This window comes from Pseudomonas sp. TWI929, from assembly GCF_039673335.1.
Taxonomy (GTDB): Bacteria; Pseudomonadota; Gammaproteobacteria; order Pseudomonadales; family Pseudomonadaceae; genus Aquipseudomonas.
Map to the genome: position 1 here is coordinate 77,001 of NZ_JBDJLK010000012.1, position 20,693 is coordinate 97,693.

Below are 20,693 nucleotides of genomic sequence, written 5' to 3' on the forward strand. Positions count from 1 at the left end.
TCGCGGACAATGTAGAAACCACGGCGAAAACCAGCGAGCCTAATGGAAGTCCCGGCTACGCACATCCAGCCCTTGCAACAACGCGCTCACATCCTCCAGCCGCCGCGCAATCAGGTGCCTCACGCCATTCTCCTGTTCCAGGCGCCCGCTGACCTTGAGCAACTGCGCCCCCACCAGCGCTCGCCTTTGCCGCTCGGCAAGCTCGCGCCATACCACCACGTTGACCATGCCGTGTTCATCCTCCAGGGTAACGAAGGTCACCCCGCTGGCGGTCTGCGGCCGTTGCCGGCCCACCACCAGCCCGGCCACGGCGATGTTGTCGCCATGCTCGACGCCTTGCAGTTCGCTCGAACTGCGGCACCCCAACGCCCTCAGGCGTGATCGCAACAAGGTCAGCGGGTGCGGCCCGAGTGTGGTGCCCAAGGTCTGGTAATCCGCCACCAGGTCTTCCCCAACGCTGGGCACAAGCAAATCCACGGGTGTTTCAGGCAGGGCTTCCACGTCTGCGAACAAGGGCAACTGTGGCTGCACCGCCGCCACCTGCCAGCGCGCCTGATGCCGGTCGCTGGCCAAGGCGCGCAGTGCGCCGGCATCGGCCAGGCAGGCACGGGCACGTGGGTCGAGCCCGGCACGCAGGCACAGGTCTTCGACATTGCGCCAGGGGCGCTGCGCCCTCGCCTGCTCCAGGCGCCTGGCATCGGCCTCGGCCAAGCCGCGCACCAGGCGCAAGCCCATGCGAATGGCCAAGGCCTCTTCAGCGGCAGGCTCAAGGGTGCAGTCCCAGTCACTGTGGCACACGTCTACCGGCCGTACTTCGATACCTTGGCGCCGGGCCTCTTGCAGCAACTGGTCGGGGCTGTAGAAGCCCATGGGCCAGCTGTTGACCAGCGCGCAGGTGAATACCGCCGGCTCATGGCACTTCAACCAGCTGCTGGCATAGCACAGCAAGGCAAAGCTGGCGGCGTGCGATTCCGGGAAGCCATAGCTGCCAAAACCCTTGATCTGCTCGAAGATGCGTTCGGCAAACGCCAGTGCGTAACCATTACGCAACATGCCCTGCACCAGCCGCTCGCGGTGCGGTTCCAGGCCACCATGGCGCTTCCAGGCCGCCATGCTGCGGCGCAACTGGTCGGCCTCGCCTGGCGTGTAGTCGGCTGCGACCATGGCCAGTTCCATCACCTGTTCCTGAAACAGCGGCACACCCAAGGTACGCTCGAAGACTTCCTTGAGCTGCGGCGAAGGGTAAGTCACCGGTTCCTGCTTCAGGCGCCGACGCAGGTAAGGGTGCACCATGTCGCCCTGGATCGGCCCGGGGCGGACGATGGCCACCTCGATGACCAGGTCGTAGAACGTGGTGGGCCGCAGCCGTGGCAGCATGGCCATCTGCGCACGTGACTCGATCTGGAATACGCCCATGGTCTCGGCGCGGCTGATCATCGCATAGGTAGCCGGGTCTTCGCCCGGGATGGTCGCCAGGGTCAACTGCCGGCCACGGTGGTGTTGCAGCAAGTCGAAGCAACGGCGCAAGGCACTGAGCATGCCCAATGCCAGCACGTCGACCTTGAGTAGGCCGACCATGTCTAGGTCGTCCTTGTCCCACTGGATCACCGTGCGCTCCGCCATCGCTGCATTCTCCACCGGCACCAGTTGGTCCAGTGGTTGCTGAGAAATAACGAAACCGCCCGGGTGCTGTGACAGGTGCCGGGGGAAGCCAATCAGCTCATCGGCCAGTACCAGTACCCGCCGCAACGAAGGGCTGCCCGCCTCGAAACCGGCCTCGGCCAGGCGCTGGTCATCGGGTATGCGGTCGCTCCAGCGCCCACAGCATTTGGCCAGGGCATCCACCTGGTCCGCCGGCAAGCCCAGCACCCGCGCCACATCCCGCACCGCACCAGCGGCATGATAGGTGTTGACCACTGCGGTCAGCGCAGCACGGTGCCGGCCATAGCGACGGAACACATACTGAATTACTACTTCGCGCCGGTCGTGCTCGAAGTCCACGTCAATATCGGGCGGTTCGTTGCGTTCGCGCGACAGGAAGCGCTCGAACAGCAAGCGATGCTCCATGGGGTCGAGCTCGGTAATGCCCAGCACGAAACACACCACCGAGTTGGCCGCCGAACCACGGCCCTGGCACAGAATGCGCTGGCTGCGGGCGAAGGCGACGATATCGTGCACCGTCAGGAAGTAGCTTTCGTAGCCCAGCTCCTCGATCAGCGCCAGTTCCTTGGCCAGCACGTCGCGCACCTTGCTACTCGGCCCGCCGGGCCAGCGCAACGGCAAACCCTGCTCGCACAGTGCACGCAGCCAGCTTGCCGGGGTATGGCCCTCAGGTACCAGTTCGCGTGGGTACTGATACTTCAGCTCGCTCAGCTCGAAGCGGCAGCACTCGGCAATGGCCAGGGTCTCTGCCAGCAAGTCATCGGGGTAGAGTTCGCTTAGTTGTGGTTTGCTGCGTAAATGCCGCTCGCCATTGGCAAACAGAAAGCGCCCGGCCTCGGCCACCTGGCAGTGCTGGCGGATGGCGGTCATGCAATCCTGCAAGGCTCGACGACCGCGCACATGCATGTGCACGTCGCCACAGGCCACTGCGCGGATACCCAGCTTGGCTGCCAGGCCTCGCAAGCGCTCCAGGCGCAGGGCATCGTCACTGCCCCGGTGCAGGTGCACGGCCAACCACAGGCGTTCGCTGAACATACTGTACAGCCACCCGCCCGTGGCCATGTCGTTGGCGTCATCGGCCACCCACAAGGCCAGCAGGCCCTGATGGTGCTGCTGCAGGTCGTCGCGAAACAGCTGGTAATCGCCCTTCTGCGCCCGCCGCCGGGCCCGAGTGATCAATGCGCACAGGTTCTGGTAACCGATCAGGTTCTGCGCCAGCAGCACCAGTTTGGGGCCGTCCTGCAGTTGCACCTCGCTGCCCACGATCAACCGCAGTTGGTGCTGCCTGGAGGCCTGCCAGGCGCGGACGATGCCAGCCAAAGTACATTCATCGGTGATCGCCAGAGCCTGATAACCCTGTTCACGCGCGCGCCGGAACAGCTCGTCGGCACTTGACGCACCGCGCTGGAAGCTGAAGTTGGACAGGCAGTGCAGCTCGGCATACCCCGGGGTGTTCATGCGAACCAGCCCTGCAGCCACAACGGGCCGGCCTGGCTCAGGTCGCGGTAGGCCCAGCCGCGCAGGCCGTCACGGGTTTCGATGCGGTAGTAATCGCGACGTACGTCGCCGCCATCCCACCAACCCGATTCGATGCGTTCGGCGTGGCCTTGCACTTGGTAGCCGGCTTCATCCAGCGCCATGGGCGTGTTAAGCAGCCAGCCAGGACGGCTACCGGGGGCTACCGGCATGTTGCCTTGGGCCCCCTGCTCTACCGTTTGCCAGGCGTACTCGGGGCGGTGATCGGCCGCAGCACTCAGGCCCTTGACTGCTTCATCCCCCAGGCGGGCACGCAGCCGCTCGCGCAGTTGCTCCCAGGGCTGCGCCTGTTGCGCACGCGGGTCGAACAACGGCTGGTGTTGCGGCACGAAGGCCGGCAGCTCTTCGGCAACCAGCCGCAGGCTGCGCACGGGGGCAGGAATACGCAGTGGTTCCAGGCGACCACGGGCCAGTTCGAACAACATCGCGGCATCGCGCTCGGCGGCCAACAAGCCTACCTGGAGCAAGGTTTCTAGCCCTTCGGCGTGCTCCAGGTGCAGGCTGAAACGTTGCACGCCGCAGTCGCGCCCGGCGAGAAAGGCGGCAAGGTCGTTGAGCATGCGCCGCAGCGGGAATAACAGGGCCTGGTGCGATTCGACATCGAAGTTCAGTTCCAGCCGGGTTTCGAAGCGGTCCGGTGGCTGGTAGAAGTCCAACCCCAGGTTGCGCAAGCCGAGCAACTGGTCGAGGTGCAACTGCACCTGAGCAGGAAAGCGCCTGGCCAAGGTATCGCGCGGCAAGGCCAGTACTTGGCCCAGTTGGCGCAGGCCCATGCGGGCAAAGGCTTCGGCGGCCTGCGCCGGCAAGCCGATACGCTCGATTGGCATGCCCTGCAGCGCTGCACGTGTGGCGTCGGTATCGCTCACGGCCAAGCCGTCGTGACCATTGGCGAGCATGCGTGCCGCCACCGGGTTGCTGGCCAGGACAATGCGGTGGCGCAGGCCCAGCTCAGCCAGCTCCTGGCGCAAGCGCGCTTCGAACAGGGGCCATGGGCCGAACAGTTGCAGGCTGGAACCCACTTCCAGCAACAACGCCCGTGGGTAATGCAAGCTGACCTGGGCGCTGAAGCGATAGGCCCAGGCCGCCAGCAGCTGCTGCACCTGGTCGATGCGTTTGGGGGCGGCTTCGACGCAGGTAAAGCCATCGGCCAGCGCGCGCGCCGCTGTCAGCGTTTGCCCGGCCCGCAGGCCAAGCGCAGCCGCCGCCGGGGTGACCGCCTGCAACACACGACGCTGGCTCGGCCCGCCAAGCAGCACCAAGGGCGTATCAGGGGCTTCACGCTCACGCAGGACGGTGTCCAGCGCCAGCTGCGGAAGCAGTATGCAGGCCCAGAGCATGGTGCATCAGCCCCGCCCCGGGCAGGCGATGGGCAGCGCCGGCGGCATCCCGCCACGGCTTTTCAGCACGCGCCATTGCGCCGGGTTGGTATCGACGGCAATGCGTAGCGCCGCAGGTGAAGGGTTGTGCGCGGCCTGTTGCGGCCGGCAGGCGAATGCCAGCGCCTGGCCGGTTTCGGCGGCCACCTGCAAGCGCCGCAGGGCGCGGTCATCGGCACGTTCGGGCCAGCACAGCACCGCAGCGCAACTGCCCGAACGCAGGCACTGTTCGGCTGCCCACAAGGCATCGGCAGGGTCGGCGTCCACCTGCACCAGCCAGCGCAGGTCCACCCCCGACGCCTGCCAGGCCGGTGCATATGGAATGAAGGGCGGTGCCACCAGCACCACTCGGCTGGCTTCACTGCTCAGGCGGGCCAGGGTTGGCCATAGCAACTGCAATTCGCCACAGCCGGGGCTGGCCAGCAGCAACTCGCTAAGTGCTGCCGCGGGCCAGCCGCCTTCCGGCAGGCGTTCGTCGAGGGCTGCATGGCCGGTCGGCTGCAACCCGAGGGGCCGCGCCTGGGCCTGCCGGCCACGCCATACCCGGCGCTGGTCGAGCAGCCTGTCGAGGTCGACCACTGCACCCATTAGTCACGCCTCAGCAAGCCGCAGAAAACGCCTTCGATGAAAAACTCCTGCTCAGGCAGCACATCGATGGGTGCATAGGCCGGGTTGCGTGGCAACAGCCGGTAATGGCTGCCCTGGCGTTGCAGGCGCTTGATGGTGACTTCACCGTCCAGGCGCGCAACCACGATCTGGCCATCGCGGGCGTCGGCCTGTTGAAGGATCCCGACCAGGTCACCGTCGAAGATACCGTCATCGATCATCGAATCGCCACGCACCTTCAGCAGGTAGTCGGGGGTACGGCGGAACAGGCTGGGGTCGAGCAGCAGCTGCTCGTGGATGTCGAGGTCCGGGCCGATGGGGGCGCCTGCCGCCACTTGGCCCAGCACCGGTACTTCGAGGATCTCGGGGCGGCGCAAGGGCTCGGCCAGGCGAATACCCCGCGCCTGGTTCGGTGTGACATCGATGTAGCCGGCCTGGCACAAGGCAGTGATGTGCTTGCGTGCGACGCTGCGCGAGGCAAAACCGAAGCGCGTGGCGATATCGGCCAGGCTCGGCGGCTGGCCGTGGTCGGCGATGCGCTCACGGATGAATTCGAAGATGGCGCGGCGTTTGGGGGTAAGATTGTCCATGGAGCACATTTGTACTCCATTCGGAGCGCGCTGAACAGCCCCCTTTGTCGTCAGCATTCGCTATGATCCCCAGGCTTGTGTTTTCTTGATGTGGATATCCAATGCTGACTGCCCTGCTGTTCGACCTCGATGGAACCCTGACCGACACTGACACCATGCACCTGCAGGCCTTTCGCCAACTGCTGCGTGAGCACGATGGCCGCGAACTGAGCCAGGCGCAGTTCGATGCCCAGGTCAGTGGCCGCGCCAATGGCGAGCTGTTCGCCGAGCTGTTCACGGGGGCCAGTGCCGCACAGTGCCAGGCGTTGGCCGAGCGCAAGGAGGCGCTGTTCCGCGACATGTCACCGTCACTTGAGCCAATGCCGGGGCTGTTGCGTCTGCTAGAACATGCCGAGGCTCATGTCATGGGCATGTGCGTGGTGACCAACGCGCCACGGCTGAATGCCGAGCACATGCTGAGCGCCATGGGGCTGGGCCACCGCTTCAAGCATGTGCTGGTGGCCGAGGAACTGCCGCGGCCCAAGCCCGACCCGCTGCCCTACTTCACCGGGCTTCAGCGGCTGGGTGCCGAGGCCGGGCAGGCGCTGGCCTTCGAGGATTCGCTGCCGGGGGTGGCGGCGGCCAGTGGCGCGGGGATCTTCACCGTGGGCGTGGCCACCACGCAGACGCCAGAGCGGTTGCTGGCGGCGGGGGCAAAGCTGGTGATAGATGACTTCAACGCCCCTGCGCTATGGGCCTTGATCGAGTCCATGCAATGACCTGAACCGGTCGTTGTAGGAGCGTAAACACAGTCTACAGGCTCTCTACCCATGCTGATCGACGAAGAACTTACCCTTAAAAAGCTGGAAACCTTCCTCGCCTTCATGCGCACCGGCAACCTCGGCCGCGCCGCCGCCGAGCTATCCACCAGCGCGGTCAGTGTGCACCGCGCCATCCATTCGCTGGAAAGCGCGCTGCGTTGCCCGCTGTTCAAGCACGAGGGCCGCCAGCTGATCCCGTTGGAAAGCGCCTACGTGCTGGAAAAGAAAGCCCGCCAACTGATCCAGGATGCCGAGCAGATGGTGCGCCAGACCCGCGAAGCTGCCGGGTTCTACGCCGAGCGCTTCCGCCTGGGCGCGCTCTATTCGCTGACGGTGAAAACCGTGCCCAAGCTGGTCATGGGCTTGAAGTTGCGGCGCAGCGAACTGAACATCGACCTGACCCTGGGCTCCAACGTCGACCTGCTACAACGCCTGAAGAATCACGAGCTGGAAGCGATCCTCGTGTCGCTCGACGAAAGCGTCAGCGACCCGGCTTGCGAGCAGCTGCCACTGTTCTCCGACGATATCTTCCTCGCTGCCCCCACCGACTCGCCTTTCGCTGAGCAGGCCGAGGTGGACCTGGCCGACCTCGCCGACTCCACCTTCATCACCCTGACCCAAGGCTTCGCTACCCACCGCGATGGTGCCCGGGTATTCCAGCAGGCCGGTTTCGAGCCAAAGGTGGCCATGCAAGTGAACGATATCTTCACCTTGCTGAGCATGGTCAGCTCAGGCGTGGGCTTTGCCCTGCTGCCCGGGCGCATTGCGGCGGTGTACGAAAACCGGGTCAGGTTGATTGCCTTGAAGCCGCAGTATCGCTTGCAGCAGCATATTGGCGTGGTGTTCCTGAAAGCGCGGGAGCGTGAGCCAAACCTGTTGGCATTGCTGGCGGAGTGCCGCATGTACAGCAGGGAGAACTGAGCCTGCGATGGCAGCGACCACCACAGGCTGCCGTGCTTAAAGGTCGTAGCGCAACGCCAGGCCCAGCGTGCGCGGCGCGCCTACATCAAGGATGTCATCGCTGCGGTTGTTGGTGATGTATTCCTTGTCGAAGGCGTTCTTCACAAACCCGGACACGGCGATATTGCGGGTGATCTTGTACTCGGTATTGAAGTTGACCAGCCAGTAATTGTCGCTACGGCGCTCGTCAGTAACCTGCCCGGGAGGTTGCGCCCAACGACATCTTGTACTTGGGCGAATAAAGGAAGTCTTCGCCACTCGGTTTTGTTGTGGCCTGCACCGGCCCTTTCGCGGGTACAGGATGACTCAAACTGCCAGCGCCCGCTGCACTTCGCCCACCGTGCTCGCCAGGCTGCTCAGGTGCAGGTTCAGCACCCGCTCCACCGGTGCCTGGTCCAGTGGCCAGTGCAAGGCAATGCTCCCGGCCAGGCGCCCTTCGGCATGCACCGGCAAGGCAATCGCGCGGATCAGATGCGGCAAGCGCACCGGGTACTCCCAGTGCCCCTCGGTACGCTGGCCAAAGCCCTTGTGCGCATCTTCCTCGATATCGCGCAGCACCGTGTCGTCGCGCAGCCGCTCGTGAGCCGCCAGGCGCTGCACTTCATCCTCCGCCAGCTCACCCAGGCAGGCCCGCCCCATCGCCGAATGGAACAGGCTGGCATGGTGCCCGACGATCTGGCAGGTGTGCGGATAACGCTTGCGCAATACCTGGGGGATGGCGCTCTCCATCACCTCCAGCCGCTCACCGTCGAAACACGACAGGTCGGCCACCAGCCCGGTGCGTTCGCTCAGCTCCAGCAGCATGGGGGCAGCGCTTTCCACCAGGCGCCGCTTGAAACGCAACTGGCGGTCACCGAACAGGCGCCGCGCGCACAGGCGGTAACGCCGGTCGCTCAGGCCGCGATAGACCCAGCCCTGCTCCTGCAAGGTGGCGAGCATGCGCGATACCGTGGCCTTGGGCAGCGCCGTCAGGTAATGCAGTTCTTCCAGGCCTAGCGCCTGGTGTTCGCCCAGCAGGTCGACGATGGCCAGCGCGCGCTCCACCGAACGTACGCCGCCACTGTCTGCCGTGATGCCCATGTGTGTGACCTCCCTGTAGCTGGATGGTCAAAATTGCCAGCAAGATCCGCGCCTGCCCAGCTGTTTCATGGAGCCTGCAGGCACTCTGGTGGGCGCCGCTGCACCCAACGGGTAAGTTGTTCATGGGCATACGCCAGCTGTAACACCGCATGGTCGGCCTGTGCCGGGCCTATGATCTGCAGGCCCATGGGCAACCCGGCAGCGTTGAAGCCGACGGGTACGCTGATGCTCGGCAAACCGGCCAGGGTCGGCCCGATCACCACTTCCATCCAACGGTGGTAGGTGTCCATTGCCCGCCCGCCAACCACCGTTGGCCATGGCTGCTGTGCATCGAAAGGGAACACCTGGGCCGATGGCAGCAGCAGGTAATCGTAACGTTCGAACAGCTTGGCCAAGGCGCGGTACCAATCGCTGCGGTCCAGCGAGGCCTGGTACAACGCTGGCGCACCAAGCTGCAAACCACCCTTCACTTCCCACTGTGCTTCGGGCTTGAGCAGTGCGCGCTTGCCTGGGTCGGCATAGGCCGCGCTGAGGTTGCCGTGCACCAGGAAGTGGCGGTGGGTCAGCCAGCATTGCCACAACCGCGCCAGGTCGAATGCTGGCTGGCAGGCCTCGACCCGGCAGCCCAATTCGGCAAAGTCCGCCAGCGCCGCTTCGCACAGGCTCAGCACCCCATCATCCATCGGCAGGTAGCCGTTGTAGTCACCCAGCCAGCCAACCCGCACGCCGCGAAAATCACGCTGCAAGCTGGCGGCAAAATCGCGCCGGCCCTCGCTCAGCGACAGCGGCACCCGCGCGTCAAAGCCTGCCTGGGTCGACAACAGCCGTGCCACATCGACCACGCTGCGCCCCATCGGCCCCTCGGTGGCCAGTTGCTGCACGAACAGCTCGGGCGCCGGCCCATGCGGCACGCGGCCCTGCGACGGGCGCAAACCGAACACGTTGTTGAACGCCGCCGGGTTGCGCAGCGAACCCATCATGTCGCTGCCATCAGCCACCGGCAGCAGGCGCATGGCCAGCGCCGCCGCCGCCCCGCCGCTGCTGCCGCCGGCCACCCGCCCTGGGTCGTAGGCATTGGTAGTGGTGCCGAACAGGCTGTTGTAGGTTTGCGAGCCAAGGCCGAATTCAGGCACATTGCTCTTGCCAATGATCAGCGCCCCACTCGCCCGCACCCGCGCCACGCTGATCGCGTCCTGTTCGGGCAGCTGCTCGGCGAACAGAGGCGAGCCCAGGGTGGTGCGCAGCCCGGCGGTGGCGGCCAGGTCTTTGATCGCCTGCGGCATGCCGTGCATCCAGCCGTGCAAATGGCCACGGCTCAGCTCGCGGTCACGTTCGTCCGCCTCGGCCAGCACTGCCTCGGCCGGGCGCAGCGAAACCAGCGCGTTGACCTGTGGGTTGAAACGTTCGATATGCGCCAGGTAGGCCTGCATCACCTCCCGGCACGAAACCTGGCGTGCATGAATGGCCTGGGACAAAGCCTCGGCATCGAGGGCAACGATAGGGTCGATGGCTAGCGGCTTCACGGTTTTACTCCAAGGTTGAAAGCGGCAGGTTTGCCCGCCCGGGGTGCTTCTTTCAGGCAGTAGGTGCCCAGCAGCGTCAGCAGGCAGGCGAACAGCACGTAGAACGATGGCGCCACCGGGGTGCCAAGCACCTTGCTCAGCCAGGTGACGATCAACGGGGCAAAGCCGCCGAATAGCATCACCGCCACGTTGTAGGCTACCGACACACCGGTGGAACGCACCTCGACCGGGAACTGTTCGGCCAGTGCCGTCGGCGCCGGCCCGAAGAAGCCGCCGATGGCGGTACACAGCAGCAGTTGCATCACCAGCAAGCGCTCGATGGACGGTGCGGCGGCCACCCACACGTACAACGGGTAGACCATCACGAAGAACGCCAAGGTGAAGGCCATCAGCACCGGGCGCCGCCCCAGGCGATCAGACAATGCCCCGGACAGTGGGATAACCACAGTCATCAGCCCCACGGCAAGCATCTGCACCAGCAACACCTGGTCCAGCGGCAGCCCGAGGTTCTTGTGGGCGAAGGTCGGCATGTTCACCAGCACCACGTAGAACGACACCGTCGCGCCGCAGGCCAGGCCCATCGACACCAGCAGGCCACGCCGGTGCTCACGCAGCACCTGCCACAGGCTGGGCGACTGGCCCTTGGCCTGGCGGCGCGCCTCGACGAATTCCTCGGGTTCTTCCATGTGCTTGCGAATCCATAGCCCCACCGGGCCAATCAGCAGGCCCAGCACGAACGGGATACGCCAGCCCCAGCTGTCCAGCGCTTCGGGCGAACACAGGTGGGTAACCAGCGCCACCATCGCCGCGCCCGAGAATACCGCCAGGCACTGCCCCACCAACTGCCACGACCCATACAGGCCCTTGCGATGAGCTGGCGCACTCTCCACCAAGAATGCCGTGGCGCTGGCGTACTCGCCGCCAGTGGCAAAACCCTGCAGCATGCGCGCCACCACGATCAGCATCGGCGCAGCCATGCCAATGGCCAGGTAGTCTGGGGCAAAGGCGATCATGGCGATCGACACGGTCATCAGGCGGATGATCATCTGCATCGCCGCCTTGCGGCCCTTGCGGTCGGAATACATACCCAGTAACACGCCACCCACCGGGCGCATGAAAAAGCCGACGCCAAAGGTGGCCAGGGCCATCAGCAGCGAGGCGTACTCGTCGTCGGACGGGAAGAACTGCCGGGCGATGATGCTGGCCAGAAAGCCGTACACGATAAAGTCATACCACTCCAGGGCGTTGCCGATAACGGCAGCGATCACTTGCCGGGTACGCGACACGCCGGTGCTCGAAGTCTGCATAGAAACACTCCATACGATGATTGGGTGATCGCCCAGGCGCGGGCGCGCCCGGGTTCCAGCGGCAGTCGTCAAAAAGGCAGGTCAGGCGGGCGCGAGCCAGCGTTCTGCCAGCGCGCCCCAGTAGGCAGCGCCGGTCAGCAGGATGTCGTCGTTGAAGTCGTAAGCCGGGTTGTGCACCATCGGCCGCGTTACGCCATTACCAATGAACAGGTAGGCACCGGGGCAGCGTTGCAGCATCCAGGCGAAGTCTTCACTGCCCATCAGCTTGCGGGTGTTGCTGTCTACCGACTCGGCACCGAGCAATTCGACCCCGACCTGGGTGGCGAAGGCGTTTTCCATGGCATGGTTGACCAGCACCGGGTAGGCCGGGCGGTGTTCGATGGTGGCGCGGCAGCCAAAGCTTTCGGCCTGGCTGACGATGATCGCTCGTACCCGCTCCAAAGTCTGCGCGCGCACCTCGGCATTGAGCGCACGCAGGCTCAAGCGCAGCAGCGCCTGTTGCGGGATCACGTTGGCGGCTTCGCCGGCCTGCAAGGCACCTACAGTGACCACGGCGGCCTCCTGCGCATCGATATTGCGCGCCACCACGGTTTGCAGCGCCATCACCACACTGGCCGCCGCCACCAGCGGGTCCACGGTCAAATGTGGCATCGAGCCGTGCCCACCGACACCATCGAGCGTGACGGTTAGCAGGTCCTGCGAGGCCATCATTGGCCCTTCGCGAAAGCCCAGGTGCCCCGCCGGTAGCCCCGGCATGTTGTGCATGCCGAACAGCGCGTCACAAGGGAAGCGCTCCAGCAGGCCATCGGCAAGCATCGCCTCGGCACCGCCCTGGCCTTCCTCGGCCGGTTGGAAAATCAGCGTCAGTGTGCCGTCGAACTGGCGGGTTGCCGCCAGGTAACGGGCGGCGCCCAGCAGCATGGTGGTGTGCCCGTCATGGCCACAGGCGTGCATGCAGCCCTGGTGTCGGCTGCTGTAGGCGGCGCCAGTGGCCTCATGGATGGGCAACGCGTCCATATCGGCGCGTAGGCCCAGGCGGCGTTGGCTGCTGCCGTTGCGCAGCACGCCGACCACACCGGTCTTGCCAATACCGGTGTGCACGTCGTAGCCCCACGCCTGAAGCAACTGGGCGACCAGTGCCGAGGTGCGGTTTTCTTCAAAGCCCAGTTCCGGGTGGGCATGGATATCGTGTCGGATCGCGTGAAGGTCGCTGGCCACATTGTTCAGCCAGGCCTGGATGTGCTGATGTCGGGACATTTACAGTCTCCTCGCGCGGGTGGTTTCCCGTTCTTGTTGTTCGCCTTGAGGTCACGACGGTTAGGCAGGTCGTGCTGGCTGACAGATAAGCGCGAGGAGAGATGAAGCACAATCGAATCTGGTTTCACACAGTGGAACCGAAAGCGCCGACCAAGACTGGCAGCTTTTGCCAGGCTTGCCATTACTTCCAGCGTGGCAAACGAACTAATAATACTTTTTCTGGCAAGGGCTCGAGGATGGCCGACTCCTGGCCGCGTAATCGATTCCAGCCGGTTGCTTCCTTAGCGGACTCTATTGCCAGCCTACCTATCGGCAGTCTATTCGACCTGGCCTCATGATAGGTCGATTTAATATCGGTCAACAGTTGCCTTAGCTTGCCTACTCCTGCGAGAGACGCCGCCCCTATACCGGCCCCAGCCACCAGTTCGACTCCTAATGACTCAAAGCGCGCTGAAAAAGCGAGCGCCGCAGCGGGTGCCTTGATAATGGTGCCGGCCAGACCACCGATAAAAATCATCGCATTGTTGGTACGGCTTGGGTTATCAAACTCCCGAGGTATTGGCATCCCATTAGCCTTGGCAATCGAACGTTTGACAATGGCTTTGGATGCCTTGTTCAGCGACGACAGCATGCCCACCGTTCCCCAGACAAGTCCGGTTGCTTGCCCGACTGCACGTGTGGGCGAATGGCCGTCGCGGTCGACATTGTTAATTGGATCACCTGTGCAATAGGCATAGGCATTAAGCCCTCCCCGACCGAAGGGGCTGAATATATCCGGGCTGTGAAAGCGCATCCGCATGGTGTCATACGCACGCTTGCCGTTACCCAGTAGATAACAGTGCGCAAGTACCGCAGCGGCCTCTCCGGCATAGGCCAGCACAGGGTGACCCTGGTTCACGTGATAACCATAAGGTGCATATGCACGCTGCGGAAAGTTGTTATCCGTGCACGCTGAAGCGTGTTGATCAATGGCCAGTAATAATGAATTTTGCATGTATCCCATTTCCTGTTAATTGTGCTCGCCCATTCACCCTAACGCCATCAACATGCTTCAAATAACTCTCCAAACTGCTGGCCGGAAACATTGCCCACGCACGGGCGCAGCAATTACTGTTACCTTGGGCGCACTGTTCAGCTACAGCCAAGGACTGCGTCATGCCCTCACGCCCAACCACCCCAGGCGGCTTCGTCCGTGTACGGGGTGCCCGCGAACACAACCTGAAGAACATCGACGTTGATATCCCCCGGGATGCCTTGGTGGTATTCACCGGCGTGTCCGGCTCGGGCAAGTCCTCGCTGGCCTTCTCTACGGTGTACGCCGAAGCCCAGCGCCGCTATTTCGAGTCGGTGGCGCCCTATGCCCGGCGCCTGATCGACCAGGTGGGCGTACCGGACGTGGATACTATCGAGGGCCTGCCACCGGCGGTGGCGCTACAGCAGCAACGCGGCACGCCGAGTGCACGTTCCTCGGTGGGCAGCGTGACCACCTTGTCCAGTTCGATCCGCATGCTCTACTCGCGTGCCGGCCACTACCCGGTCGGGCAAGCGATGCTGTACGCCGAGGACTTTTCGCCAAACACGCCTCAGGGGGCTTGCCCTGAGTGCCATGGCATGGGGCGGGTCTATGAAGTGACCGAAGCGACCATGGTCCCCGACCCTTCGCTGACCATCCGCGAGCGCGCGGTGGCGGCCTGGCCGATGGCCTGGCAGGGGCAGAACCAGCGCGACATCCTGGTGACGCTGGGTTATGACGTAGACATTCCCTGGCGCGACCTGCCCCAGGCGCAGCGCGAATGGATCCTGTTCACCGAGGAAACACCCACGGCACCTGTGTATGCCGGCCTGACCCCGGCGCAAACCCGCGCCGCACTCAAGCGCAAGCAGGAGCCCAGCTACCAGGGCACGTTCATGGGCGCCCGGCGCTACGTGCTGCATACCTTCATGCACTCGCAGAGCGCCCAGATGCGCAAACGCGTGGCCCAGTACATGCGCCCCAGCCCTTGCCCGCTGTGCCAGGGCAAACGCCTGAAGCGCGAGGCACTGGCGGTGACCTTCGCCGGCCTGGATATCGCCGAGTTGTCGCAGCTGCCATTGCAGGCGCTGGCCGAGGTGTTCCGCAAGGTAGCGGCAGCGGAGTACCTGGCGCAACAGCAGGACGACCTGACCCTGGAAAAGCGCCTGGCCGCCCAGCGCATCGCCAACGAGTTACTCGAACGCATCGACACCCTGCTCGACCTCGGCCTTGGTTACCTGGCACTGGAGCGCAGCACGCCAACGCTGTCCTCCGGTGAACTGCAACGCCTGCGCCTGGCCACCCAGCTGAATTCGCAGCTGTTTGGCGTGATCTACGTGCTCGACGAGCCTTCCGCCGGCCTGCACCCGGCCGACAGCGAAGCGCTGTTCGAAGCGCTACAGCGGCTGAAGCACGCGGGTAACTCGGTGTATGTGGTAGAGCACGACCTGGACACCATGCGCCGCGCCGACTGGCTGGTGGATGTGGGGCCAGCTGCCGGTGAACACGGGGGCACCATTCTTTACAGTGGGCCGCCAGCAGGCCTGGCCAAGGTCGAACAATCGTGTACCCGTGCCTACCTGTTCAGCACGCTGGGCCAGGCCAGTCGCGTACCCCGCCAGGCCCGCGACTGGCTCAAGCTTGAAGGGGTCAGCCGCAACAACCTGAACAACCTCAATGCCGAATTCCCGCTGGGCTGTTTTACCGCTGTCACCGGTATTTCCGGCTCGGGCAAGTCGAGCCTGGTCAGCCAGGCCCTGCTGGAGCTGGTGGGTGCGCACCTGGGCCATGCCGAGCAGCGCAACGAAACCAATGAGCAGAGCCTGGAAGACGAACCCGAACAGGCCAGCGGCGGCCAGGTGAGCGCCGGCCTTGGCAGCATCAAGCGCCTGGTGCAGGTCGACCAGAAGCCGATTGGCCGCACGCCCCGCTCCAACCTGGCCACCTACACTGGCTTGTTCGACCACGTGCGCAAGCTGTTCGCCGCTACCGAGCAAGCCAAGGTGCAGGGTTTCGATGCCGGGCGTTTTTCCTTCAACGTCGCCAAGGGCCGCTGCGCCAACTGCGAGGGCGAAGGTTTCGTCAGCGTCGAGTTGCTGTTCATGCCCAGCGTGTACGCGCCCTGCCCGACCTGCCATGGCGCCCGCTACAACCTCGAAACCCTGGCCGTCAGCTGGCAAGGCATGAACATCGCCCAAGTGCTGCAGCTGACCGTCGACCAGGCCTTGGCGGTATTTGCCCAACAGCCACCGGCGCGGCGTTGCCTGCAAGTGCTGCAGGATATCGGCCTGGGTTACCTGCGCCTGGGCCAGCCGGCCACCGAGTTGTCCGGTGGCGAAGCGCAGCGCATCAAGCTGGCCACCGAACTGCAGCGCATGGCCCGCGGGGCGACGCTGTATGTGCTGGACGAACCTACCAACGGCCTGCACCCGCAGGACATCGACCGGCTGCTGGTGCAGCTCAACCGCCTGGTCGAGGGCGGGCACAGTGTTGTGGTGGTTGAACATGACATGCGAGTGGTGGCACAGAGTGACTGGGTGATCGACATCGGGCCGGGGGCTGGGGATGCCGGGGGTAAGGTGGTGGTCAGTGGTACGCCACAGGTGGTGGCTGGGTGTGGGCAAAGCCGCACAGCGGAATTCCTGGCCAAGGCCTTGTAGCGCCTATACCGCGATGAGGCCAATTCGGAAAACACAAGGCATGTGCATTGCAAGGTCCACAGGCCCGCGCATAGAATGCGATCAATTCTTAATTGCACCCTTCGCCCGGAACCTCGCGCCCGTCCATGCCGCCCGCCGACCCCACCCTCAACCTGCAAGTCCAGACGCTGTACACCGACCACCACAGCTGGCTGCAGGGCTGGCTGGGGCGCAAGCTGGGCAACGCCTGCGATGCCGCCGACCTGGCCCATGACACCTTCGTGCGCTTGCTCAGCCGCCAGGGCAACAGCTACTTCGGCAGTGAGCCCCGCGCCTTGCTCACCCACATTGCCAAGGGCTTGGTGGTCGATCGCTGGCGCCGCCACGACGTGGAACGGGCCTATCTGGAGGCCATCGCTCACCTGCCGCAACCCGAGGTGCCCTCGCCGGAAACGCGCTGGCTGATCCTCGAAACCCTCTACCGCATCGACGCCATGCTGCGCGACATGCCGGCCCGAGTGCGCCAGGTGTTCCTGCTGTCGCAACTGGATGGCCTGACCTACGCGCAAATCGCCGAGCAACTGCAGGTTTCGCTGATCACCATCAAGCGCGACATGCGCGCGGCTTTCCTCGCCTGCCTGAGCATCGACTGATGGCGCAGCCTATCGACCCGCTGATTCTCGGCGAGGCAGCCGACTGGCTGGTGCAGCTGCAATCGGGCACAGCCACCGAAGACGACCACCATGCGGTGCAGGCCTGGTGCCAGCGCAGCGCCCAGCACGCCCAGGCCTGGCAGCGTGCCGAGGCCATCCTTGGCGACTTCCGCCGCCTGCCCACGCCGGTTACCGGGGAAACCTTGCGACGCCTTAGCCGCAATGGTGCAGTCAGCCGCCGCCAGGCCCTGCATCGCCTGGGGTTGTGGCTACTGGCTGCACCTGCCGCCTGGCTGGCCTGGCGCGAAACGCCGTGGCAGCAATGGACTGCCGATGCGCACACGGCGGTTGGCGAACAACGCCCGTTGACGCTGGCCGACGGCAGCCAGGTACTGCTGAACACCAACACGGCCATCGACATCACCTTCAACGCCCAGCAGCGCCGCATCGACCTGCTGGCGGGCGAAATCCTGGTCACCAGCGCCAAAGACCCTGCCAGCCCGGCGCGGCCACTGCTGGTGCGTACCCTGCATGGCCAGGCAATTGCCCTGGGCACGCGCTTCAGTGTGCGTATCGATGGCCCAAAGACCCGGGTGGCCGTGCTTGCAGGGGCAGTCGATACCCGCCCCCTGCACGCCGCCAGCGGCCTGGTGCTCAAGGCCGGCGAGCGCGGCGCTTTCGATGCCGACCGGGTACTGCCCACCTCGGCGCTGGAAACTGGCGACCTGGCCTGGGAGCACGGCATGCTGCTGGCCCGCGACATGCGCCTGGCCGACCTGCTGCACGAACTGGGCCGCTACCGGCCTGGCGTACTGCGCTGCCACCCGGCGGTGCGCGAGCTGAAGGTGTCGGGCGCCTTCCCGCTGGCCGACACCGATGCCAGCCTGCGGTTGCTGGGCGACACCCTGCCGGTGGCGATACATGGGCTGACCCGCTACTGGGTGACCGTAGAACCCCTGGCGTGAAAGCCGAACACAGAACCTGTGGGAGCGGGCGAGCCCGCGAACACCGGCGCAGCCGGTGCCAGCCACCGCGTTGAATTCTTCGCGGGCACGCCCGCTCCCACAGAGACCGCGTCTCGCTCTCCCACAGGCTCGATATTCAGCCCGAGTGATACCTTTTCCTGCGTCGTCCGGTGATGAGTGCAGAACCTTCATTTTCTGCACCTACAGGACCCTCGCACAATGCCCCGCTTGCCCCTCAAGGCCCTTAGCCTTGCCATCGCCATGGCCGCCCTGGCTCCCATAGCGATGGCAGCCGACGCTACCCCGCGCAGCTATCACTTGGCCGCCGGCCCGCTGGCCGACGTGCTGGCACGTTTCGCCGCCAGCGCCGGGGTACCACTGTCCTTTGACCCGGCATTACTCAAGGGCGTGCAAAGCCAGGGCCTGGAAGGCAACTACAGCGTGCCGGAAGGCTTCGCCCGTCTGCTGGCGGGCAGCGGTTTCAGCCTGATCAGCACCGACAGCGGCGGCTACACCCTGGCGCCGGCTGTCGATCTGGGCAATGCCATGGAACTGGGTGCAACCACCATCAACAGCGACCTGGCAGCCAGCAGCGACACTTGGCCAGGCGGCCAGGTAGCCCGCAGCGCCCGCCTGGGCGTACTTGGCGACCAGGCCATCAGCAACGTGCCGTTCAGCGTTACCAGCTACACCGCCAAGACCATCGCTGACCAGCAGGCCCGTACCCTGGGCGACGTGCTGCTCAACGACGCCTCGGTGCGCCAGTCGGCCGGCTTTGGCAACTTCTCGCAGGTGTTCACCATCCGTGGCTTGCCGCTGAACACCGATGACATCAGCTACAACGGGCTGTACGGGGTGCTGCCGCGGCAGATCGTGACTACCGAGGCCCTTGAGCGGGTCGAAGTGTTCAAGGGTTCCAGCGCCTTTCTAAATGGTGTCGCGCCCCAGGGCAGCGGTATTGGTGGTGCGATCAACCTGGTGCCCAAGCGCGCCGAAGACACCCCTACACGGCATGTCACCCTCGACTATGCCACCGGGGACAACATCGGCGGCCACCTGGACCTGGGCAAGCGCTTTGGTGAAGACAACCGTTTCGGCGCACGCATCAACCTGGCCCAGCATGACGGCGGCACCGGCGTCGACGACGAAGCCCAGCATTCAACCCTGGTTGCCGTGGCCCTGGACTACCGTGGCGAACGCCTGCGCCTGTCCACCGACCTGGGTTACCAGAAAGAGCGCATCAACCAGGGCCGTGCGGTGATCTACCCCACCGGCACCAAGGTGCCCCATGCCCCGTCGGCGCGTGACAACTACGCACAGGACTGGACCTGGTCGCAGCTCGAAGACACCTATGGCATGGTCAATGCCGAGTATGACCTCAACGAAGACTGGATGCTGTATGCCGGCGCCGGCGCCAAGCACACCCGCGAAAACGGCGAATACGCTTCGCTGTACGTCAGCGACGAGAACGGCACCGCGCGTGGCGGCTTCCTCTACTCGCCCCACGACGAGGACAACAAGAGTGCAGTCGCCGGGCTCAATGGCCGCTTCAGCACCGGCCCGGTCAGCCACCGTTTCAATTTCGGCCTGTCGGGCATGTGGGGCGAACAGCGCTCGGCTTACGAGGCGCTGGCCGCCAGCAAGCGCTATGCCAGCAATCTGTACAACCCGGTCAAGGTGCCGCGCCCGACCGATACCTATTTCGGCAGCGACCTGCACGACCCGCGTATTGTCGGCAAGAACCGCAACAAGAGCGTAGCGTTGTCCGACACCCTGGGCTTTTTCGATGGCCGTGTGCTGCTGACCGTGGGTGTGCGCCGGCAGTCGATCAGCGTTGACAGCTGGGCGACTGCCTCGGGCGTGCGCAACACGCCCTACGATGAGTCGATCACCACACCGGTTTACGGATTGGTGGTCAAACCCTGGGAGCATGTGTCGTTCTACGCCAACCGCATCGAAGGCCTGGCTCAAGGCCCGACTGCACCGGCCAGCGTCAGCAACGCCAACGAAGTGTTCCCGCCCAAGCGCAGCAAACAGATAGAGGCCGGGGTAAAGCTGGACTGGAACAGCTTCGGCGCCACCTTGGGCGTATACCGCATCGAGCAGCCCAACAGCGTCACCTACCGCGCACCTGGGGCAGCGCTGGACACCTTCAGCATGGACGGCGAGCAGGTCAACAAAGGCGTGGAGCTGAACCTGTTCGGTGAGCCAGTGGACGGCCTGCGCTTGCTCACCGGTGCTGTGTTCATGCATACCGAGCAGAAGCACACCGCCTATGGCAGCAACGACGGCAACCGCGCCGCAGGCGTACCACGCTTCCAGTACAATTTGGGTGCCGACTGGGACGTGCCCGGCATTCAAGGCGCTGCGCTCAGTGCCAGGGTGCTTCGCACCGGAGGCCAGTATGTGAATGCGGCCAACAGCCTGAGCATCCCGGCCTGGACCCGGGTCGACCTGGGCGGGCGCTACCGCTTCAAGGTCGATGACAAACAGGTGACGTTGCGGGCCAATGTCGAGAACGTGGCGAACAAGGCGTACTGGGCATCGGCATCGACCTCGAACAATTACCTGACCCAAGGTACACCGCGGGTACTGCGGTTGTCGGCCAGCGTCAACTTCTGAGCCTGGGTGCCGACCCAATACATAACCTGTACTGGCCTCGTCGCGGGCTTGCCCGCTCCCACAGGTAAAGCACTGACTTCAGGTGTAGTGCGATCCCTGTGGGAG

Annotated in this window: 15 protein-coding genes and 1 pseudogene; 6 read left to right on the forward strand and 10 right to left on the reverse strand. The window is 64.6% G+C overall.

Going from position 1 to position 20,693, the window contains the following annotated elements; all coding sequences use genetic code 11:
- Window positions 1–39 precede the first annotated feature (39 nt).
- The 4 genes from ABE456_RS08125 to lexA are packed head-to-tail and all read right to left on the reverse strand — an operon-like array spanning window position 40 to window position 5,779.
- Window positions 40–3,120: an error-prone DNA polymerase gene (locus ABE456_RS08125; protein WP_346643460.1), complete on the reverse strand. Its 3,081-nt coding sequence runs from the start codon at window positions 3,118–3,120 to the stop codon at window positions 40–42.
- Window positions 3,117–4,535, reverse strand: a complete 1,419-nt coding sequence (locus ABE456_RS08130) for a DNA polymerase Y family protein (RefSeq protein WP_346643461.1) — start codon at window positions 4,533–4,535, stop codon at window positions 3,117–3,119. The genes ABE456_RS08125 and ABE456_RS08130 overlap by 4 nt, the downstream gene beginning before the upstream one ends.
- Before the next feature lie 6 nt (window positions 4,536–4,541).
- Window positions 4,542–5,162, reverse strand: a complete 621-nt coding sequence (gene imuA / locus ABE456_RS08135; protein WP_346643462.1) for a translesion DNA synthesis-associated protein ImuA — start codon at window positions 5,160–5,162, stop codon at window positions 4,542–4,544.
- Window positions 5,162–5,779, reverse strand: a complete 618-nt coding sequence (gene lexA / locus ABE456_RS08140) for a transcriptional repressor LexA (protein WP_346643463.1) — start codon at window positions 5,777–5,779, stop codon at window positions 5,162–5,164. The genes imuA and lexA overlap by 1 nt, the downstream gene beginning before the upstream one ends.
- 92 nt (window positions 5,780–5,871) lie before the next feature.
- Here lexA and ABE456_RS08145 point away from each other — a divergent pair, with 92 nt between their 5' ends.
- Together ABE456_RS08145 and ABE456_RS08150 are read left to right on the forward strand one after the other, a co-directional pair.
- Complete coding sequence (locus ABE456_RS08145) at window positions 5,872–6,528, forward strand: HAD family phosphatase (protein ID WP_346643464.1); 657 nt, start codon at window positions 5,872–5,874, stop codon at window positions 6,526–6,528.
- A 51-nt stretch (window positions 6,529–6,579) separates the two neighbouring features.
- Window positions 6,580–7,491 carry a LysR substrate-binding domain-containing protein gene (locus ABE456_RS08150; RefSeq protein ID WP_346643465.1) on the forward strand — a complete coding sequence of 304 codons (912 nt, stop codon included), beginning with the start codon at window positions 6,580–6,582 and terminating at the stop codon, window positions 7,489–7,491.
- 36 nt (window positions 7,492–7,527) lie between these two features.
- Here the strand turns inward: ABE456_RS08150 and ABE456_RS08155 are convergent.
- The 6 genes and pseudogenes from ABE456_RS08155 to ABE456_RS08180 all read right to left on the reverse strand — a co-directional run.
- A pseudogene (locus ABE456_RS08155) lies at window positions 7,528–7,789 on the reverse strand (energy transducer TonB); the annotation flags it as partial.
- A gap of 47 nt (window positions 7,790–7,836) precedes the next feature.
- A complete protein-coding gene (locus tag ABE456_RS08160) occupies window positions 7,837–8,610 on the reverse strand; it encodes a helix-turn-helix domain-containing protein (RefSeq protein ID WP_346643466.1) in 774 nt (257 codons plus the stop codon).
- A gap of 65 nt (window positions 8,611–8,675) precedes the next feature.
- On the reverse strand, window positions 8,676–10,133 hold the full coding sequence (locus tag ABE456_RS08165; RefSeq protein ID WP_346643467.1) for an amidase: 1,458 nt from the start codon (window positions 10,131–10,133) through the stop codon (window positions 8,676–8,678).
- On the reverse strand, window positions 10,130–11,440 hold the full coding sequence (locus ABE456_RS08170; protein ID WP_346643468.1) for a citrate-proton symporter: 1,311 nt from the start codon (window positions 11,438–11,440) through the stop codon (window positions 10,130–10,132). The genes ABE456_RS08165 and ABE456_RS08170 overlap by 4 nt, the downstream gene beginning before the upstream one ends.
- Window positions 11,441–11,521: 81 nt before the next feature.
- Window positions 11,522–12,697, reverse strand: coding sequence for a M20 aminoacylase family protein (locus ABE456_RS08175; protein WP_346643469.1), 1,176 nt, complete (start codon window positions 12,695–12,697; stop codon window positions 11,522–11,524).
- A 181-nt stretch (window positions 12,698–12,878) separates the two neighbouring features.
- Complete coding sequence (locus tag ABE456_RS08180; protein WP_346643470.1) at window positions 12,879–13,691, reverse strand: RHS repeat-associated core domain-containing protein; 813 nt, start codon at window positions 13,689–13,691, stop codon at window positions 12,879–12,881.
- A 161-nt stretch (window positions 13,692–13,852) separates the two neighbouring features.
- Between ABE456_RS08180 and ABE456_RS08185 the strand changes: the two genes are divergently transcribed.
- From ABE456_RS08185 to ABE456_RS08200, 4 genes are all read left to right on the forward strand, one after another.
- Entirely contained in the window at window positions 13,853–16,369 is a 2,517-nt protein-coding gene (locus tag ABE456_RS08185; RefSeq protein ID WP_346643471.1) for an excinuclease ABC subunit UvrA, read from the forward strand.
- Window positions 16,370–16,494: 125 nt separating this feature from the next.
- On the forward strand, window positions 16,495–17,001 hold the full coding sequence (locus tag ABE456_RS08190; protein ID WP_346643472.1) for a sigma-70 family RNA polymerase sigma factor: 507 nt from the start codon (window positions 16,495–16,497) through the stop codon (window positions 16,999–17,001).
- Entirely contained in the window at window positions 17,001–17,966 is a 966-nt protein-coding gene (locus tag ABE456_RS08195; RefSeq protein ID WP_346643473.1) for a FecR domain-containing protein, read from the forward strand. The genes ABE456_RS08190 and ABE456_RS08195 overlap by 1 nt, the downstream gene beginning before the upstream one ends.
- A 219-nt stretch (window positions 17,967–18,185) precedes the next feature.
- Window positions 18,186–20,588 (forward strand): TonB-dependent receptor, encoded by a 2,403-nt coding sequence (locus ABE456_RS08200; protein WP_346643474.1) that lies wholly within the window; start codon window positions 18,186–18,188, stop codon window positions 20,586–20,588.
- Window positions 20,589–20,693 lie beyond the last annotated feature (105 nt).